Source organism: Salmonella bongori NCTC 12419, from assembly GCF_000252995.1.
GTDB lineage: Bacteria > Pseudomonadota > Gammaproteobacteria > Enterobacterales > Enterobacteriaceae > Salmonella > Salmonella bongori.
Window position 1 is genome coordinate 1,498,805 of the sequence record NC_015761.1, and the last position, 17,685, is coordinate 1,516,489.

At 49.4% G+C, this 17,685-nt stretch carries 12 protein-coding genes and 1 pseudogene; 2 read left to right on the top strand and 11 right to left on the bottom strand.

Translation table 11 applies throughout. The features are described from left to right. Window positions 1-111 precede the first annotated feature (111 nt). Window positions 112-1,350, bottom strand: a complete 1,239-nt coding sequence (locus SBG_RS07100; RefSeq protein ID WP_001095704.1) for an MFS transporter — start codon at window positions 1,348-1,350, stop codon at window positions 112-114. Continuing rightward, window positions 1,340-2,848, bottom strand: a complete 1,509-nt coding sequence (locus tag SBG_RS07105) for an FAD-dependent oxidoreductase (RefSeq protein WP_000196705.1) — start codon at window positions 2,846-2,848, stop codon at window positions 1,340-1,342. Before SBG_RS07105 ends, SBG_RS07100 begins: the two co-directional genes overlap by 11 nt. A gap of 44 nt (window positions 2,849-2,892) precedes the next feature. Here SBG_RS07105 and SBG_RS07110 point away from each other — a divergent pair, with 44 nt between their 5' ends. Both SBG_RS07110 and SBG_RS07115 read left to right on the top strand, forming a co-directional pair. After that, the gene (locus SBG_RS07110) at window positions 2,893-3,381 is read left to right on the top strand and encodes a MarR family winged helix-turn-helix transcriptional regulator (RefSeq protein ID WP_001293644.1); all 489 of its coding nucleotides are present in this window, start codon (window positions 2,893-2,895) and stop codon (window positions 3,379-3,381) included. A gap of 176 nt (window positions 3,382-3,557) precedes the next feature. Further along, a complete protein-coding gene (locus SBG_RS07115; protein WP_000954703.1) occupies window positions 3,558-4,637 on the top strand; it encodes an S-adenosylmethionine:tRNA ribosyltransferase-isomerase in 1,080 nt (359 codons plus the stop codon). Between the two features lie 67 nt (window positions 4,638-4,704). Here SBG_RS07115 and SBG_RS07120 read toward each other — a convergent pair whose 3' ends face one another. The 9 genes and pseudogenes from SBG_RS07120 to SBG_RS07160 form a co-directional block, all read right to left on the bottom strand. Beyond that, complete coding sequence (locus SBG_RS07120; RefSeq protein ID WP_015702869.1) at window positions 4,705-5,094, bottom strand: RidA family protein; 390 nt, start codon at window positions 5,092-5,094, stop codon at window positions 4,705-4,707. A 557-nt stretch (window positions 5,095-5,651) separates the two neighbouring features. Next, window positions 5,652-6,140, bottom strand: coding sequence for a GNAT family N-acetyltransferase (locus SBG_RS07125; protein ID WP_000521216.1), 489 nt, complete (start codon window positions 6,138-6,140; stop codon window positions 5,652-5,654). Continuing rightward, window positions 6,128-6,416 (bottom strand): annotated as a pseudogene (locus tag SBG_RS07130) (type II toxin-antitoxin system TacA family antitoxin). Before SBG_RS07130 ends, SBG_RS07125 begins: the two are co-directional and overlap by 13 nt. 92 nt (window positions 6,417-6,508) lie before the next feature. Beyond that, on the bottom strand, window positions 6,509-8,584 hold the full coding sequence (gene glgX, locus SBG_RS07135) for a glycogen debranching protein GlgX (RefSeq protein WP_000210608.1): 2,076 nt from the start codon (window positions 8,582-8,584) through the stop codon (window positions 6,509-6,511). A 42-nt stretch (window positions 8,585-8,626) separates the two neighbouring features. Beyond that, window positions 8,627-11,155: a malto-oligosyltrehalose synthase gene (treY, locus tag SBG_RS07140; protein WP_000613169.1), complete on the bottom strand. Its 2,529-nt coding sequence runs from the start codon at window positions 11,153-11,155 to the stop codon at window positions 8,627-8,629. Next, window positions 11,152-12,936 (bottom strand): malto-oligosyltrehalose trehalohydrolase, encoded by a 1,785-nt coding sequence (gene treZ / locus SBG_RS07145; RefSeq protein ID WP_000095796.1) that lies wholly within the window; start codon window positions 12,934-12,936, stop codon window positions 11,152-11,154. Before treZ ends, treY begins: the two co-directional genes overlap by 4 nt. 128 nt (window positions 12,937-13,064) lie before the next feature. Then, window positions 13,065-13,850 carry an OBAP family protein gene (locus SBG_RS07150; RefSeq protein ID WP_000793510.1) on the bottom strand — a complete coding sequence of 262 codons (786 nt, stop codon included), beginning with the start codon at window positions 13,848-13,850 and terminating at the stop codon, window positions 13,065-13,067. Window positions 13,851-14,011: 161 nt separating this feature from the next. Beyond that, window positions 14,012-14,341 (bottom strand): acid-activated periplasmic chaperone HdeB, encoded by a 330-nt coding sequence (gene hdeB / locus SBG_RS07155; protein WP_001032158.1) that lies wholly within the window; start codon window positions 14,339-14,341, stop codon window positions 14,012-14,014. Between the two features lie 259 nt (window positions 14,342-14,600). Further along, window positions 14,601-17,675, bottom strand: coding sequence for a MexW/MexI family multidrug efflux RND transporter permease subunit (locus SBG_RS07160; RefSeq protein ID WP_000144646.1), 3,075 nt, complete (start codon window positions 17,673-17,675; stop codon window positions 14,601-14,603). Window positions 17,676-17,685: the final 10 nt, after the last annotated feature.

The window sequence follows — 17,685 nt, forward strand, 5'->3', positions numbered from 1 at the left end:
GATCAACCCATATCATTTCCATAAATACCTCTTAAAAATTCAATAAAAGTACAATGCTTTTGATAAACTTGCAGTGCAAAGGCAAATGTCATTTGTGACGTTGTCACCTTGTTATGCTTCTGGTTTCGCCATTATTTGTGAACGCGTGGAAAGGCAAGCCATTCCTGTCAACAGACCAATCATAGCGACCGCGATTGCCGTACCTATCCACACGCCGTACAGGGCATATCCAAGGATAAAGCCACCCAATACGGGGGATAAAAAATCGGCAATGGCAATTAATGCCTGCGCTGTTCCAATGAAAATACCTTGTCGATCAGGCGAAACGTGAACAGATAAGGCAGCAAGATAGGTGGGTTTTGCCAGCGCATCGGCGGTGCTAATGCACACAATAGCAAACATAAGAACAGGTATGGTTGTGGCGATACCAGCAGTGAGAAATCCTGTGCAAAGAAGCGTGAAGATGAAAATAATTAACTTTCGTTCCGAAAAATACTGGCTTAACCAGCCTAACAGAAATAGCTGAACAAGAACATTAATGACGCCATCCGCCATTAGCAGGTAGCTTAACGCTTTGGGGCCAAAGGGATGCCCATTCCAGATAAAAGTATCAGAAAGAAAGACAGGTAATTGAGAAGAATACATGCCATAAGCGAAGAAATGGCAAAGCATTACGATGATTAATACACGAAGAACAGGCAGTTTTAAAATAGAACGAGCCGAGAATGTCGTTATTTTGTCTGTGGCAAGTGATGTAGTTGGTGGATCTTTTAACCCAAAAAATGCCACCAGACCAGACGCAAAGATAAGTATAAAAGCTGCATAGATTGGCGCACTCAGACTACTATCTGAAAGCCATCCTGAGCCCCCCGCACCGACAATACCGCCAAGGCCAATACTGCCTGTGAGAATACCGATTGCCTGACGGCGATGACTGGCGTGTGTATGATCAGCAATATAGGCTGCGGCGGCTGACAAATTCCCGGCGCTAATTCCAAAAAGCAGACGGGCGAGCAGGATGAACAAGATACATTGTGCGCTGGCAAGTAGCAGTAAACTCATCGCAGCAATGGCAAGCGTAATAATCAGTATTGGTTTGCGGCCCACGCGATCGGAAAGATGTCCAATAAGGGGAGAAGCACAAAACTGGCTTAAAGCTTCGGTTGCAATGATGACGCCAATGATAAGCGGCGAACCGCCCATCTCCCGGATATAAAAAGGCAGTACGGACATCACAGCCGCTGTACTTGCGGCATAGAGGCCAACGACCAGAAAAATTGGCAGAATCTGCCGCTTGTTAAGCGGCTTGGTAACTTCACTGTCCGCATTCCCATCGACGTTAGTATTCATCTTTAACCCCAATGGCAAAACGAGAGAAATAATTTTCAATGTCATTTTTCTGTTCGGCGTGAAAGAAGGCGCCGATATAACCATCGGGTCGAAGCAATACGCATTCCCCCGAAGCCAGTTGGTAGGATTGCTGAAAGTGCCCCTTGATGTCGATGAGTTCGTTCTGCTCCCCGATATAATGGATACGCAATCCGCGCCGCGCATCGATGATCTTTCCGTGAGTTTCATAGGCCAGCAGATTCCAGTCCGGCCCCTGTAGTAGTTGAAATAACCGTAATGATTGGCCGCTGGCTCCCAAAAGGGGGGCATCCGGGGCTCTTTCACCTGAACGTACTCCATGCTTACGTGCGGGCAATGTTTGGACTAAAGGGGAGTCGGTATAATGGATATCAAGTTGGCGAACGTCACGATCTCGTTTAATGTTGCCTTGTTTTTGAGACTCAAGCAATCGGGTGGACAAGTGGAGTAGTGATTCGGCTACCGGTCGACGCTCCTGTTCATAGCTATTAAGAAGTTCCTCTCCAGCGCTCCGCAATGAGGCTGCTATTTTCCATCCCAGATTATAGGCATCCTGAATGCTGGTATTTAACCCCTGTCCCCCCGTCGGCGGATGAACATGGGCCGCATCACCAGCCAGAAAAACGTTACCCACACGGTAACGTTCCGCTATGCGCGCGTTCATTTGGTACGTCGATACCCAGGGAACTGAGTGAACGCAAATATCTGGCCGACCGGTTCGTTCGGCAATGAATGTGCTAAGCGCTTTGGCTGAGAAGTTCTGCGAGTCATCCGGAGGCAAGGGGGCCTGGATCTGAAAGAGCTCAGTACCGGCAAGAGGACAAATTGTTATCATCCGCGCCATATCGCCATTATTAAAATGGTGCCAGGCATCTCGGGTCAGGCCGGAGAGTGAGGCGTCAGCCACAAGCGCATGAATACCCAAAGTCCGCCCAGGAAACTGAATACCTAATTTTTTCCTGACGAAACTTCTGCCGCCATCTGCGCCTATTAAATAATTAGCAATAATGACTTCCTCTCCTGCGGGCCCGGCAATACAGGCGGTGACAGTGCGTGTATTTTGCTCAAAATGCAGTAACTCGTAGCCGAACTCCACCCGATGCCCCAACGCTTTTAACTGTTCCCGCATAATAGTTTCTGTCACATTCTGCGGAACCATCAATGGCAAGTGATAGGGCTCGGCATGGGTCGGTGTCGTGTCATGCACAATATCTGAATCTACATAGCTTCCGTCATGATGGTAGGTACGTAGTCGGGGATAAAACCCGCCAGCGGCGACGACTTTATTAAGTATCCCAAGATCTTCGAAAATTTCTTGTGTTCGCGGTTGGATACCTTTGCCGCGAGAGCCAGCAAAAGGTGTCGTTCTTTTCTCTATCAGACGGAATGAAACACCGTGGCGAGCCAGTTCGATGGCTAAAGTAAGACCGGTAACGCCTGCGCCGCAGATCAGTACATCTGTAATGGTATGCCTTGTCATCGCTTCTCCAATATGTGTATTATGCACACAACAGGAGACATGCTATGTCAGAAAATAAAAATGTGCAAGATACACATATTTCCGAGCAGATGAAGACGCTACATGGGGCGTTGATTCGTATTGTGAGTGCGCTGAATCGCCCTCGTAATGATGAGAAATTAATTGAAGATGCAGGGATCCAGCTTGACCGTGCGCTTTTTTCGATTCTTATCAGTATTGAACGTCTGGGACCGATTGGTGTGGTTGATTTAGCCGAACGTGCCGGACGTGATTACACGACGGTAAGCCGACAGGTTGCCAAACTGGAAAAACTGGGGTTGGTAATACGCCAGCATAATGCCATTGACAGGCGTATACGCGAGGCTGTTATTTCCCCGACGGGAAAATCAATGACAGAGCGTATTGATGCGGCGAGGGAACAAATGGGCAATGTTATTTTTAAAGAGTGGCGTCAGGATGAACTTGATATTTTTGTTCGGTTAATGCAAAAGTTTGCCGATGCAATGGATAACGACAGCTCGATGCAAGCGTGAGTAGAAGAAAAGGGCGGTCAGTTATGATCGTCCGGCTAAACATTAGTGCAACGTATTAATTAAATAGCCAGAAAATTAAATATAAGGACAATATTTATATTATTAAGGTTTACTCCCGGGAAGACCAATGTATACGCTGTCTGACAGACGTGATAGCTCTTTCAAAGGTTGAATTTATGTTGACAGAAAAATATAATTTTAACATCAGCGATACAATGATTATACCGCTCAGGCCTACCTGGATAACCGATAACGCCTGTAGGGAAAAGTGTAAAATGCTTATCCTTAACAGGAGTCAAGGTAATTTTCGCAAGGAGGATTTTAGTGCAATAATAGATTGTATCGAACAAGGGGATGTAATTTGCTTTAATGATAGTGCCATCATAAATAATATGTTCATATGCAAAACAAAGCGCAATAGATTAATTAAAGTTGTTTTAGAGGGATTTTTACCAGAAGATAAAATAATTATCTCTGGTCTTTTAAAAGAACGTCTTGATACCCACGATGTTCTTTATCTGGCTGATAACACTGATATTTCTATTATAATCGGGCAAGAGTTTAGCGATGAACGTCAGTATCAGGCAGTAGTAGAAAATAATGAAGCCTTAATCCATTATTTGGCTACTCATGGTGAACGCCTTGATGAGTATGTGGATTCGAGTTTGTATTATAAATATCCAGGTGCCTATCGATCTGTTTTTTCTAAAGCGTATGGTTCTTTGGAAATCCCTTCTGCCGGTATTCATTTTACATGGGAACTTATCCAAAAAATAAAAGATAAAGGAGGTGCAATAACCTTCATTACGTTACATGTTGCGTCCACAGAAATCCTCACGAACAGGAAAATAGGGGCGAAATACGTAGAAGATGTCACTATCAATAAAGAATATTATGACGTTTCGCAAGCGACAGCGGATACAATTAATACGGCGAAGAAAAATGGCGGGCGTATTTTTGCTATAGGCACCACGGTTGCCCGATGCCTGGAATCTGCTTATTCGAGAGAACATGCTTGCGTTAGAGCAAGTTCCGGCTGGACCGATCTTTATATCCATCCGGGCTATCAACTGAAAGTGGTTGACTGTCTGTTAACAAATCTACATCAGCCAAAAACAACGCATATGGTATTAACCGGTCAGTTTGCTGGGGTTGATTTATTAATGAAAGCTTATACCTCAGAAGACATCCAGTCGTGCCAGTTTGATATGTTTGGGGATTGCATGTTAATAGTCCAGGATAAGGGGACGGGGTGAACAGCTCTCTGTTTATTAAGGCTAAAACCGGTACAAATAGTGCTACCGGTTTTGACATGAATAAGTCTCAGGGGATTCGTGCAATAACCTTTATTTCGAAATCAAATCCGGCCAGCCAGTTAACGCCAACGGCAGTCCAGTTAGGAAAAGGAGAATGAGAAAATATCTCCTGTTTAACCACCATAACGTCACCAAACTGTTTCTCTGGATCGGTATGGAATGAGGTAACATCCACAATATCATCAAATGTACATCCTGCTGCAGCGAGCGTGGATCTCAGATTTTCGAAAGCAAGCCTCACTTGTTTTTGAAAATCAGGTTCTGGCGTTCCGTCAGCGCGGCTGCCTACCTGGCCTGAAACAAACAATAAATCACCAGAACGAATGGCAGCGGAATAACCATGTTTCTCATACAGAGAATGGCGGTCTGCGGGAAAAATCGCGATACGTTGCGTCATAATGTTATCCTCAAAATCGCCTGAACGCTCATGGCGGGAATGATATGATTTCGCATATACAGCGTTTGCCATAGTTCCATATACGTAGCGTATGTCAAGTTTGAAAATTAGACGGTTTATGGAGAAAAGTATGTGTTTAGTGAACAATCACGGATAATTCAGGAAAGTGGAATGACACAAACAGTTGGATTGAGTACGAACGGGTACGCGCACGCCGTGTCGTGATGTCTGGGAAATGAGTCAAATTATCCGATTGTCTGTGTGATGATATCAGCGCAGGAGAAAGAACTTTCAGGGACCATCAGCAAACAGGTCACCAACGATACCCACAAAACGCCGGATTCCGCCTGACTCTATATTGGTGCGCATAATGTATATTATGTTAAATCATAAAACAAGATGCCTGGTCATCAACATTCAGATACCACCACTCATCATACATCTGTCTTATAGGCGTCTTGCATGTTTACTCCTGTCCAACATAGCCGGTAGCCGATTTTACCGCTTGCCCCCTTCTCCAGAACTGTACGGGTTAATCCAGAACAATGAGAACAGTGTTATCTTTCCGGAAGGATAAGAAATAGCGTCCTCTCTTGCTTACCTGATTCCCGAAAACCATGATGCAGATAGAAGCGTTTAGCCTGTTCTGTTAACGCTTGCACCACCATCGCCCGAACGCCGATATTTTCCGCCACCCGATACGCGCGTAATATGGCATCGCGCAATAAATCCGCGCCCAGCCCGATTCCATGATAAGACACATCTACAGCCAGACGCGCCAGGATAATGACCGGAATTGGATCGGGCATATTGCGGCGCAAACCGCCCGTCGCTTCAGCGTGATTAACGCTGCCCGTTGCCAGCGAATAAAACCCAACGACCTGATGGCTGGCGGCTTTGCACACCACAAAAGTTCTGGATGCGCCAGTCGCCTGGTTTTTTAACGCACGTTGCCGCAGCCAGTCGTCTAACAGACTTTCACCGCAGCAGAATTCCGCCAGGTTATGCAGCGTGGATAACGGTGCAGGCGCGGTTACTTTTCCCACAGTGGTTTTCTCGCCAGTAAGTTATCCAGCGCCGGATTTGTAGCAACAGGCGCATCAAGCATTTCAACAAACTCGGCGTATTGATCGTCGTTAAGGTTAAATACCCGGCGATCCAGAATAACGTTTTCGGCTGCCTGGCAAGCCATTTCAAGGATAAAGTCGGTTCGTGATTTATGCAGAATCTCGGCCGCCGTATCGATTAACGCCCGCTGTGACTCTTTGGCCCGAATATTGAGTTGAACGCCTGATTTCATAATAGCCTCCATTGTATAGCAAATGGTATACAGACAGGATACACGCTTTGTATAGTGAATGCTATACCCATAAAAAACCGGCCATAAAGGCCGGCAGGAAATAGTGTTTCAATATCAGGGGCGTCTGAATAACACGATGCTGCGCCCGGCCAGTTCGAAATCCTTCTCTTCGGTAATTCGCATTCCCTGCTGCGCATCATCCGCTGTCGTCAGTTCAAGCACCCAGCCGCCCTCTCCCCACATCGGAATACGGAACGGCACGCTACCTTCAAACGGGTTAAAAAGCAGTAAGGCATCATGCCAGATCCCCTCTTCTGGCTGGAGATCGGGACGACTAATACATACACCTATTGTCGAACCCTCATCCCACTGTTCAGATTGCTGTGCTCCGCCCCCTGCGTTAAACCAACGAATTTCCAGGCCATCGCGCCAGCTTTCCCGACGCAGCAATGGTTGCGTGGCGCGCAACTGAATCAGATGGCGGGTAAACTCCCGTAGTGCATTGGCGGTTTCTGGCAAATTATCCCAGTGGACCCATGATATTTCACTATCCTGGCAGTAGCCATTGTTATTACCCATCTGACTGCGACCAAATTCATCACCCGCTAATATCATTGGCGTGCCGTGCGAGAAAAGTAAGGTGGTCAGGAAATTGCGCTTTTGCCGCTCGCGGACTGCATTGATACCTTCATCGTCGGTCGGCCCTTCTGCGCCATAGTTACAGGAGCGGTTATCATTATGCCCGTCATTATTATCTTCGCCATTAGCTTCATTATGTTTGTCGTTGTATGACACCAGATCGTTCAGCGTAAAACCGTCGTGGGCGGTAATGAAGTTTACGCTTGACCAGGGCCGACGGCCTCGCAAATCATAGAGATCGCCTGAACCCAGCAGACGTGCGGCGAAATCATTTGTGACGTTGTCACCTTTCCAGTATTCGCGTACTGTATCCCGGTACTTATCGTTCCACTCGCCCCACCCCGGCGGGAAACCACCTACCTGATAACCGCCCGGCCCAATATCCCAGGGTTCACCGATCAGTTTACGTTTTGACAGCACCGGGTCTTGCGTGACCGCATCAAAAAAGCCGCCTCTCTGATCGAAGCCTTCCGGCTCACGTCCCAGAATTGTGCCGAGGTCAAATCGGAAACCGTCAACATGCATCGATTCCGCCCAGTAGCGAAGAGAATCCATCACCATTTGTAGCACGCGAGGATGAGAAGTATTAACGGTATTCCCCGTACCCGTATCGTTAATGTAATACCGATGTTGATCGGGCATAGTGCGATAGTAAGAAAAGTTATCAATACCTTTAAATGACAGCGTTGGGCCAAGTTCATTCCCCTCTGCCGTATGGTTATAAACCACATCCAGTATCACTTCGATGCCGGCATCGTGGAAGGCATGTACCATATCGCGGAATCCCTGAATGCCTTTCGGTCCATAATAACGCGTTGCTGGAGCAAAAAAGCCAAGCGTGTTGTATCCCCAGAAATTTTTTAAGCCCTTATCGAGCAGATGCTGGTCGTCCGGGAACCAGTGAACCGGTAAAAGTTCGACGGAGGTAATGCCCAGACTTTTGATGTAGTCCACGCTGGCTTTATGCCCCATACCTTCAAACGTACCGCGTAATGGCTCAGGTATCGCAGAATTAAGCTGAGTAAACCCTTTAACATGCGTTTCATAAATAATTGTGTTTGGCCACGGTACAGAAGGCCGTTTGCGGCCCTCCGCGCTTATGCCAGCAAGATCGATCACCCGGCATTTAGGTGTAAATGGCGCACTATCCCGGTCATCAAAAGTCAAATCTTTATCGTCATGGAGTAATTGATACGCGAAATGTGCATCGTTCCACTGAATATCGCCCACCAGTTCGCGGGCATATGGATCAATTAACAATTTATTCGGATTAAAACGATGACCATTTTCCGGGTCATAAGGTCCATAAACCCGATACCCATACAGTGCGCCAGGCTGTAAATTGGGGACATAGCCGTGCCATATCTCGTCGGTATATTCCGGTAGCTCCAGACGGGCAATTTCATGCTCCCCGCTCGGATCATAAAGACAAAGTTCGATGCGCTCCGCATGGGCGGAGAAAATAGCGAAGTTAACGCCTTCGCCGTCATAAGTCGCGCCAAGCGTATGGCTGTATCCTGATCTGATTTCAAAAGCCCTGTTTGTTGTCATTCTCTTTCTCCAACCACGGTAAAGTTGTCCTGTAACGGCATATCAACGACTCATTAAAACCAGTACGCCGCCCTGGTGTGAGGCCAACGTCAGGTGTCCATCAAGCGTTAATGTCTCTTTTGTCAGCGTATTGTAATAACGGCGCTGGTTAAGCTGTCCGGGTATAATAATGTTGGTCTCTGTCCAGAAACCGGCGTGCGATTGTGCCAACCGTCCCTCGCACTCGGCGAAGATCAGCCGGGGCGCAACAACGATCAGTGCCTGATCATGATTCATTCTGGCGTATGTAATGACGTTGTCGGCGCGTTTACCGACTGCACGCAGCGGTACATATTCGCCGAAACGAAACAGGCCATGATTCTGCTGGCGCAGGCGCAGCAATGCGGCGGTGACATACTGATTGACCTGCCCGCTCAGCCAGCTTTCTTCACACGAAAAAACATCTGGCGTCAGGTGGTCTAGCTGCTGCGCCAATGTCGCGAAATCCGGTTCGCGTCGATTATCGGGATCAACAAGACTAAAATTCAGCGCCTCGCTCCCCTGATAGATATCCGGTATCCCCGGTGCCGTTAATTTAATGACGGTCTGCGTCAGGCTATTGACCAGTCCTGCACGGATGAACGGTTGTAGCGAACGGTAAAAATCCTGTAAAAATGGTTGATTATCAGGCGACAGTAAATGACGGGCGTAATCCTGCATTGCCGTTTCGTAAGCCTCATTGCTGTCTACCCAATCGGTACGCAGCTTCGCTTCGCGCAGCGCTTTCTCAACAAAGGCTTCAAAACGGGTTTGCAGGGCGTTTAAACCTGTTTCGTCCTGTGGTTGTAGCGTCGGCGGCCAGACACCCGTTAACGCCTGATACAACATCCAGGTATCCGCTGATTTTGGCGCGGTGCCATCATTCAAAAATCGAACATGGGTCTGATTCATTTGCCGCCAGCGGGCAAGACATTCATTCCATTGCTCCGGCGCCTCGGTTAGCGTATACAGGCGGGCTCGCGCGTCTTCTCCGCGCTTGGTATCGTGCGTTGAAGTGCCGGATAACGCGTCAGGCTGGCGCGCCTGTCGGGTTTTCATCTCATGGTGAAAGCGTTCAATAGAGAAGTTATGCGCGACGGGTTCAGCGCCAACTTCATTTAACGCCAGATCCATGTTCTGACGAAAGAAAAGCGTATCCTCTACCGATTTCGCCATCAGCGGACCGGTGAGTTGTTGGAAGCGAATACGGAATTGTGTCGCCTGTTCCTGGCTGGATACAGGAACATCTCCGGTAAGAAGGCGACTCAAAAACGCAAGTGCTTCAGGTTCCGGAGGCTCTTCAAGCGTCTTCACCCGTTCCACAATACGGTGCAACAGGCAGATATCCGTCGGCGGAAGCCCATTTGCAGTGCCGTACGTCCGATAAACGGGAAAGGCGATCAATAATTCGCGTAATGCCTTGCGTATGGCACTTTCTTCCTGTGCGATCTGCAACACTCTGGCAATCGACAGCGCAATGGTGAGTAGCCGGGTAAATTCCCCCTCGAAATTGCGATCAACCATCAAACGTTTAGCTGTCCGTAATTCTGCCCGCATATCTACTGGCGCGCCTTTTACCGTTTCGTAAGCCTGACGCAGATTGTCGATCTTCTCATCGTCAACCAGTACCTCCGCCAGCGAGGCGATAAACTCATAGCCTGTCGTGCCGGAAACGGGCCAGTCATCAGGCAGTTGCTCTCCTTTAGCGAGAATTTTTTCAACGGTGATATAACATGTCGGCCCGACTTCCTGACGTAAACGTTCAAGATAGGCTTTCGGATCGGCAAGACCGTCGATATGGTCGATACGCAAACCATCAACCGCTCCCGTTCTGACCAGTTCCAGAATGAGTCGATGCGTATCATCGAAGACCGTTTTATCTTCTACCCGCATACCCACCAGCCCTGTTACCTCAAAGAAACGCCGGTATGAGAGATTGCGCGTGGCATCCCGCCAGGACATTAATTGCCACGGTTGACGTTCATGCAAATCGGCAATCGCGCGCTTATCGGTGAGCGCCAGTATCTCGGCCTCGCGTCCTTGCCAGGTCGCCGGAGCAAGCGGGTAATAGTTTTCATAATAGGCGAATGCCGGTTTGCCTGTAGCGGGATCGGGTTTGATCGTAATCTCCCCGTTTTCCAGTACAGACTCAAAAGTATCGCCTAAAAAAGGCAACGTTAGTCGGCGTGACCAGTCGATATCGAAATGGCGCGCATATTGACTTTCCTTGCCATATTCAAGCACATCCCGCCACCAGGCGTTTTCCAGTGAGCTGGCCATGTGGTTGGGCACAATATCGATGATCAGCCCAAGACCTTGTGCTTTCAGCGCCGCTACCAGTCGTTCAAAACCTTCGCGCCCGCCAATAGAAGGTTCAATCTCATTCGCATCGGTGACATCATAACCATGCGTCGACGCTTTGGTGGCGGTAAAGATTGGCGAGGCATAGAGATGGCTGATACCCAGAGTTTTAAGATAAGGAACCAGCGCCGCAGCACGATCAAAAGTCATGCCATTGCGAAACTGGAGACGATACGTTGCAGTTGGGATCATGATGCTGACTCTCCCTGGGCTAAACGGACAATAAGAGAATGTTGAGAAAGTGCCCCGGCAGGTTCATCAGGCCAGGCGAAGAGGGTTTTGCCTGGCAAATCGGGCAACAATACCGTTGCGTTGCTAATGTTCAGCGCCATCGACAACGCTCCCCCCGGCAAACGCCAGCTGACGGCAATAAAACCGGGTGCGGTTTGCAGGATAACGCCTGAACTCTCACGGGCATCGGCTAAAAGCGGTACGATATGTTTCTGACGCAGAAGCAACAGTTCACGGGTAAATGTCAGCCATGCTTTACCCTCTTCACTATGCTGTTGCGTCCAGTTAAGTTTCGAGCGTTGAAAGGTCTCCGGCGCATTCGGATCCGGCACATCCTCGCCGACATGATCGGCAAACTCTTTTGCGCGGCCTTCGCGAACGGCGCGAGCCAAATCTCCATGAAAATCGGTAAAAAAGAGAAAAGGACGACTCTCACCATATTCCTCGCCCATAAAAAGCAGCGGAATATGCGGAGAAAGCAGCAACGTAGCGAGCAAGACTTTTGTTCGTTCAGTGCCTGCCAACGTGACCAGCCTCTCTCCCTGAGCGCGGTTGCCGACCTGATCGTGATTCTGAATAAAATCCACAAAAGCGACAGGCGGTTGTCCGGTACTGTTTACACCGCGGGGCTCACCAGTCTGCGGTGACACTTCTCCCTGATAAGCGAATCCTTCGGCCAGCGCTCGCGCAACGTATTTTTCCGGGGTATGAGCAAAATCGTTATAGTAGGCGTGGGTTTCTCCCGTCGCGAAGACATGAATGGCATTATGGAAATCATCATTCCATTCAGCGGTAAACAGCGGCGCATAACCATCCTGTTCACGAGGGTGCAGGGAGATAATATTGCGGCTATCTTCGGTCATCAGATGGACAGGTCTGTCAGTAATCTCCTCCCGAATACGTTGTGCGATTTCAACCAGCACATGCTTTGCGCTACTGTCTTCAATCTGATCGATAGCGTCAAAGCGTAAACCGTCAAGATGGTATTCCACCAGCCAGTATAAGGGCGCCTCGGTGATATAGCGCCGTACGGCATCGACATCATAAGCGATACCATTTCCCCATGGAGTCATACGCTCCTTATGGAAAAACGCTGGTGCCAGCAGCGGTAAGTAATTTCCTTCAGGGCCAAAGTGGTTCAGTACAATATCCAGAACGACGGAAAGCCCGTATCCATGTGCAGCGTCAATAAATGCTTTGAAATCATCCGGCGTTCCATAGGCGGAATGCGGTGCATAAAGCAGTACCCCGTCATAACCCCAGCCACGATTGCCGCCAAACTGCGCGACGGGCATGACTTCAATGACAGTAACGCCGAGTTCAGCAAGGTAAGGCAGCTTCGCTATTGCAGCGCGAAAAGTGCCTTCCGGAGTGAACGTGCCGATATGCATTTCGTATACCACCGCCTGCTCCCAGCGGCACCCTTTCCACTCGGTGTTACGCCATGAGTAACGCGTCGGATCAATCACACAGGATGGGCCGTTGACATCGCTTTTTTGAGCGCGAGAGGCCGGATCGGGGACAATAGTGCCATCACTGAGCACAAAGTTATACTCAGCACCTGGCTTTACCCCCGACGCGTCCAGCGTAAACCAACCGTCGTCGCTTGCTGTCATCTCTTCGTCTTTACCGCCCAATCTGAGCATCACCTTTTGCTGACCGGTGGCCCAGAGACGAAAGCGGACAACATCAGCGGCGATATATTCAGCTCCCCAGCTTTTACAAAAACTTTTTGAACTCATCTGTCGCTCCGTTTAACGCATAACTTCTACAGCATACGAAGAACAAGCATAGACTATGTGGCTAATCTTTACGTGACACTGTCACTTTATAAGCCTTCTTTTTCGTATCAGCCTGTAAAAACGTGAAATTATTTTCGCGACTGTTCAGAAGCGCCGAAATGGGTCGTATCGCCTCGCCCATGCTCGCCAGAACCCCGCACGCGCTGTAGCTGGATAATCTCCCCCTCCTCCCAGGCATTAGCGCCCGTTATAACCGGATGCGCAGGCAGATCCTGCCGCTCACGTTTAATTGCCTTGCTATCAATACCCAGACGGCGGTCGCGGTCGGCTAACAGTACGGGATCAAGCTGCCCTTCGCCGGTAAAGCCCATCATCAACGCAGGGATACCCATTGGCAGAGTTTTGTCGCGGTCGGTGTGCCAGGTGTGCCAGGTTTTCCCGTAGGTATTTACAATCTTACTCATCAACGCTTTATCCGCGACCTGTGGCAAGCCAGGCGCCACCAGACTGCCGGATTTCACTTCATACTGGTGGCTGTGCCACAGTTTTTTCTCCTCTGCTGGAAGCGTTTTAAATAAGCGTTCGCTAATGATGTATTCCACACCCATCAGGCGGGCATCTTTCGTATTGCCGTCGTAAATCACCGCCTGCATCACATCTTCATTCAGCACAGTAACGTAATGATGTGCCTCCATTTGTCCGTTTTTATCGCCGCTATAAAAATGAAAGCCGTCAAGGTAAGTACTGATAGCATCGACAGGTGGACGGGATTGTATGACCGTTGCGCCTGTTTCCAGGGTGCGTAATTTAGCGGAGGTTTTTTCACCCGGGATGGGTGTTTGAGGCGGAGTATTATTAGCGCCGCATCCAGCCAAAAAAGGAATGATAAATAGAACCAGCGGTAAATTTTTCATTGGATCTCCATATTGAAAGAACTCTAATGAAAAATAGTGCAATACCGCATAATTGGTAGAGTAAATGACCAGACTGGAGAAGAAATTGTTGTTTAAATGGGTGACGCTGTCACAAAAAACAAAACCCAGCACAATGGCTGGGTTTGAATATCAGTTTACTCTTATTTTGACAGTTCTTTTTTGATTTCGTCTTTTATTTTACTTAATTCACTCTGCGGGTTTTTCTTACAAAGTTCAACGGCCAATGGTACTGCTGTCGTTTCAGTTTCCTGGAAATCAACGTAGTCTCCGCCTTTAAAATCTTCGTCTTCATTCAGTACCCAGAACGCTACCGGTGCCATAGTTTGCGGGTTCAAATCGACAAATTCCTGGCAGCTCATTCCTTTAGGCGTAACGTTCGTTTTAGTGTTATCTGTTGCCGCATTCACGCTAACACTGGTTACCAGCGCTGCCACGATAATACCTGCTGTAGCAAGGGAGAATTTATTCATTGTTGTGACTCCAGTAATTATATAAATAACCTCTACATCTGCGCTTTAACCCGTTAATGTAGAACGCAGAAATAATACCTCTCCTCTCTCAGGAATAAAGGCTATGGCATATGATATGGCTATTATTGATATTTATGCTGACCGATTTTGATGTTTGGTGAATAAAGCAACATGATGAGTATATCGTAGGACGAAAAGCATACCACGGCAACAGCCAGTGACGTGGTATGCCGTTGCCGGACCAACAAAAAGCCAAACGCTATGGCGTCTCATTTGTGCGGCGTAGCGCATTCTGGCGGGCTGTCGCAACGCAATGATCGCGTGCCAGCCATACATAAACAGTGGGCAGCACAAACAGCGTAAACAGAGTCCCTATTAGCATTCCGGAGACTATCACCACGCCCAGCCCAAAACGACTGGCGGCACCTGCTCCACTGGCGAACAGCAACGGGATTAAACCAAACACCATCGCCCCGGTTGTCATTAATACCGGACGCAACCGAATCTGTGCGGCCTGCAGAATGGCTGCACGCCGTGACAACATCTGGCTGGCCTGCAATTCGTTAGCGAATTCAACCATCAGAATGCCGTGTTTACTAATCAGCCCGATTAAGGTTACCAGTCCCACCTGGGTATAAATATTCATGGTGGCGTACCCCATCGCCAGAGGCAATAGCGCGCCGCATATCGATAACGGGACAGTAATCAAAATAATTAAGGGATCTTTCAGGCTTTCATACTGCGCCGCCAGTACCAGATAGATGATCGCTAAGGCGGCCAGGAATGCCAGCGCCAGCGCGCTTCCCTCCTGTGTATACTGTCGCGAATCGCCCAGCCAGTCGTGAGTAAAGTCAGCTGGCAGCGCCTTCACCTCATGCTCAAGAAACGCAACGGCTTCCCCCATTGAAACGCCTGGCGCGGGGATCGCCTGTAACGTGGCGGCGTTTTGCTGGTTAAACTGGGTGAGTTTATTGGGTTCCACCCGCACCGTTACACTGACAACGGTCGATAACGGTACCAGCGTATCATACTCTGTTCGAACGTACTGGCGCGCCAGTGCCTGCGGGGTGAGACGCTGTTCGTGCAAGCTTTGCGGGATAACATCGTATGCTCGTCCATCCATCGAGAAACGGTTCAGGTAATTTTCTCCCACCAGCACAGCCAACGACTCGCCGATATCCTGCATACTGATACCCAGGCTGTTAGCTTTCGACCTGTCGATATGCACTTCAGCCACGGGATTGTTATAGTCAAGATCGCTATCGACAACCATAAATAGACCGCTGTTTCTGGCGCTTCGTTTCACTTCTTCAAGCGCCTGGTACAGCACCGGATAATCCTGCGGGGTGCGCAGGATCATTTGCACCGGTAGTCCCCCGGTTGACCCCGGCAGTGCCGGAAGCTGAAAAGCAAAAATATGGGTGCCTTCGACGTCGTTTACGCGCTGCTGAAGCTCGTATTGTACTGCCGAAGCTGTTCGTTCGCGCGCCGCCCAAAGTGACAGATTTATACCGCCAATACTGGACGCAACGCCATCGCTGCCGTTAATAATCCAGCGACTTTCCGTTTCCGGCAGTTGCGAATAAACCTCATCAAGCTTATACGCGAAGCGTTCTACATAGTTCAGATTGGCATGCTGCGGCGCTTTAATCGCGGTTAAGACGCTGGCCTGATCCTCTGTTGGCGCCAGTTCGCGCGCAGGTAGCAGGTATAACAGCGGCAGGCTCAGCAGGACAATAAGCGCCAGTCCACCGGTTAACCATTGATGACCTAACGAAAAGTCCAGCATACGCGCATAGCGCCGGGTCAGACTGCCAAAAATGCCTTCCGCCACACGCGCGACTCTGCCTTCGTGTTGGTGAGCCGGGAGCAGGAATGCGCTCATCACTGGCGAGAGCGTTAGCGCCACGACGCCAGACACTACCACGGCGCCCGCGAGCGTTAGTGCAAATTCGCGAAATAGTGCGCCAGTCAACCCTTCCATCAGACCGATGGGGGCATAAACTGCGGCCAGCGTGAGTGTCATGGCGATCACTGGCCCTGCCACTTCGCGGGCGCCGATCATCGCCGCCGCCAGCGGCGATTTTCCGGACTCAATATGGCGATGGACGTTCTCGACCACCACGATCGCATCGTCCACTACCAGGCCTATCGCCAGTACCATTGCCAGTAACGTCAGTAAATTGAGACTGAAACCAAATGTCAGCATCAGTCCCGCCGCGCCCAGAATAGAGAGCGGGATAGCCATGGCCGGGATAAGCACTGTTCGTAGCGAACCGAGGCAAAGATAAATGATCCCCACCACAATGACCAGCGCTTCCAGTAATGTGTACAGCACTTCATCAATAGAAGCCTGGATAAAGCGGGCAGTTTCAAACGCCAGTGCCATGTTAACGCCGGGCGGATGTACTTTGTCGAGCACAGGTATCAGGTTGCGGATACCATCGACAATCACCAGCGGATTCCCGGTTGGCGTGGCAAAAATACCGAGAAAGACAGCGGGCTCTCCATCCATTAACGCACTGGTATCCGTTGCCGCGGCGCTTAGCTCTACGGTTCCAACATCTTTTAATCTTATTAATCCATGGCCATCGTTACGTATTACCAGATCACGAAACTCCTCAACACTGGTGAGATCGGTATTGACCCGAATACTGGAGACCACATATTGCCCTTTTACCTTGCCGGGCGCGGCCTGGTAGTTATTACGCCTGACCGCTTCAGCAACATCGGCAGCGGTTAACCCTCGTCCGGCCAGTTTGTCGCTATCCAGCCACAGACGCATAGCCAATTTCTGTCCGCCAAAGACCTCAACTTTCGCCACCCCCTCAAGGGTAGAAAACATCGGTTCTACCACTCGGGTAAGGTACTCGCTTAGTGCTGGCGTAGAGAGCGTATCGCTGGAAAAACCGACATACGCTACTGCCGTCGTCTCACCAGCAGAACGTTCAATAACCGGGTCCCAGGCTGCTTCCGGCAACTTATAACGTACCTGATTGACCTTTGCCATAACTTCAGTCAGCGCCTGCGTAGAGTCGCGGTTTAATGCCATACGCACCGTGACCACACTTCGCCCCTGCACTGAAGAGGATGAAAGGTAATCCACGCCTTCAACAGAGGAGACCGCCTGTGCAAGAGGTTGTGTCACAAACCCTTGCATCAACGCTGCAGAGGCACCGGGATAATCTGTCGCAATAGTGATCGTCGAGTTTTCCAGAAGTGGGTACTGGCGGATCGGTAATTTGCTGAACGCCAGTGCGCCGGACAGTAAAATAAGGGTGCTGACCACCAGCGCCAGTACAGGACGGCGAATAAAGAGATCGGTAAATGTCATCGCTATTTCC

Bases quoted from the DNA above. Each gene is read 5' to 3' on its own strand.
- SBG_RS07100 (WP_001095704.1), bottom strand. From the start codon at position 1,350: ATGAATACTAACGTCGATGGGAATGCGGACAGTGAAGTTACCAAGCCG.
- SBG_RS07105 (WP_000196705.1), bottom strand. From the start codon at position 2,848: ATGACAAGGCATACCATTACAGATGTACTGATCTGCGGCGCAGGCGTT.
- SBG_RS07110 (WP_001293644.1), top strand. From the start codon at position 2,893: ATGTCAGAAAATAAAAATGTGCAAGATACACATATTTCCGAGCAGATG.
- SBG_RS07115 (WP_000954703.1), top strand. From the start codon at position 3,558: ATGTTGACAGAAAAATATAATTTTAACATCAGCGATACAATGATTATA.
- SBG_RS07120 (WP_015702869.1), bottom strand. From the start codon at position 5,094: ATGACGCAACGTATCGCGATTTTTCCCGCAGACCGCCATTCTCTGTAT.
- glgX (WP_000210608.1), bottom strand. From the start codon at position 8,584: ATGACAACAAACAGGGCTTTTGAAATCAGATCAGGATACAGCCATACG.
- treY (WP_000613169.1), bottom strand. From the start codon at position 11,155: ATGATCCCAACTGCAACGTATCGTCTCCAGTTTCGCAATGGCATGACT.
- treZ (WP_000095796.1), bottom strand. From the start codon at position 12,936: ATGAGTTCAAAAAGTTTTTGTAAAAGCTGGGGAGCTGAATATATCGCC.
- SBG_RS07150 (WP_000793510.1), bottom strand. From the start codon at position 13,850: ATGAAAAATTTACCGCTGGTTCTATTTATCATTCCTTTTTTGGCTGGA.
- hdeB (WP_001032158.1), bottom strand. From the start codon at position 14,341: ATGAATAAATTCTCCCTTGCTACAGCAGGTATTATCGTGGCAGCGCTG.
- SBG_RS07160 (WP_000144646.1), bottom strand. From the start codon at position 17,675: ATGACATTTACCGATCTCTTTATTCGCCGTCCTGTACTGGCGCTGGTG.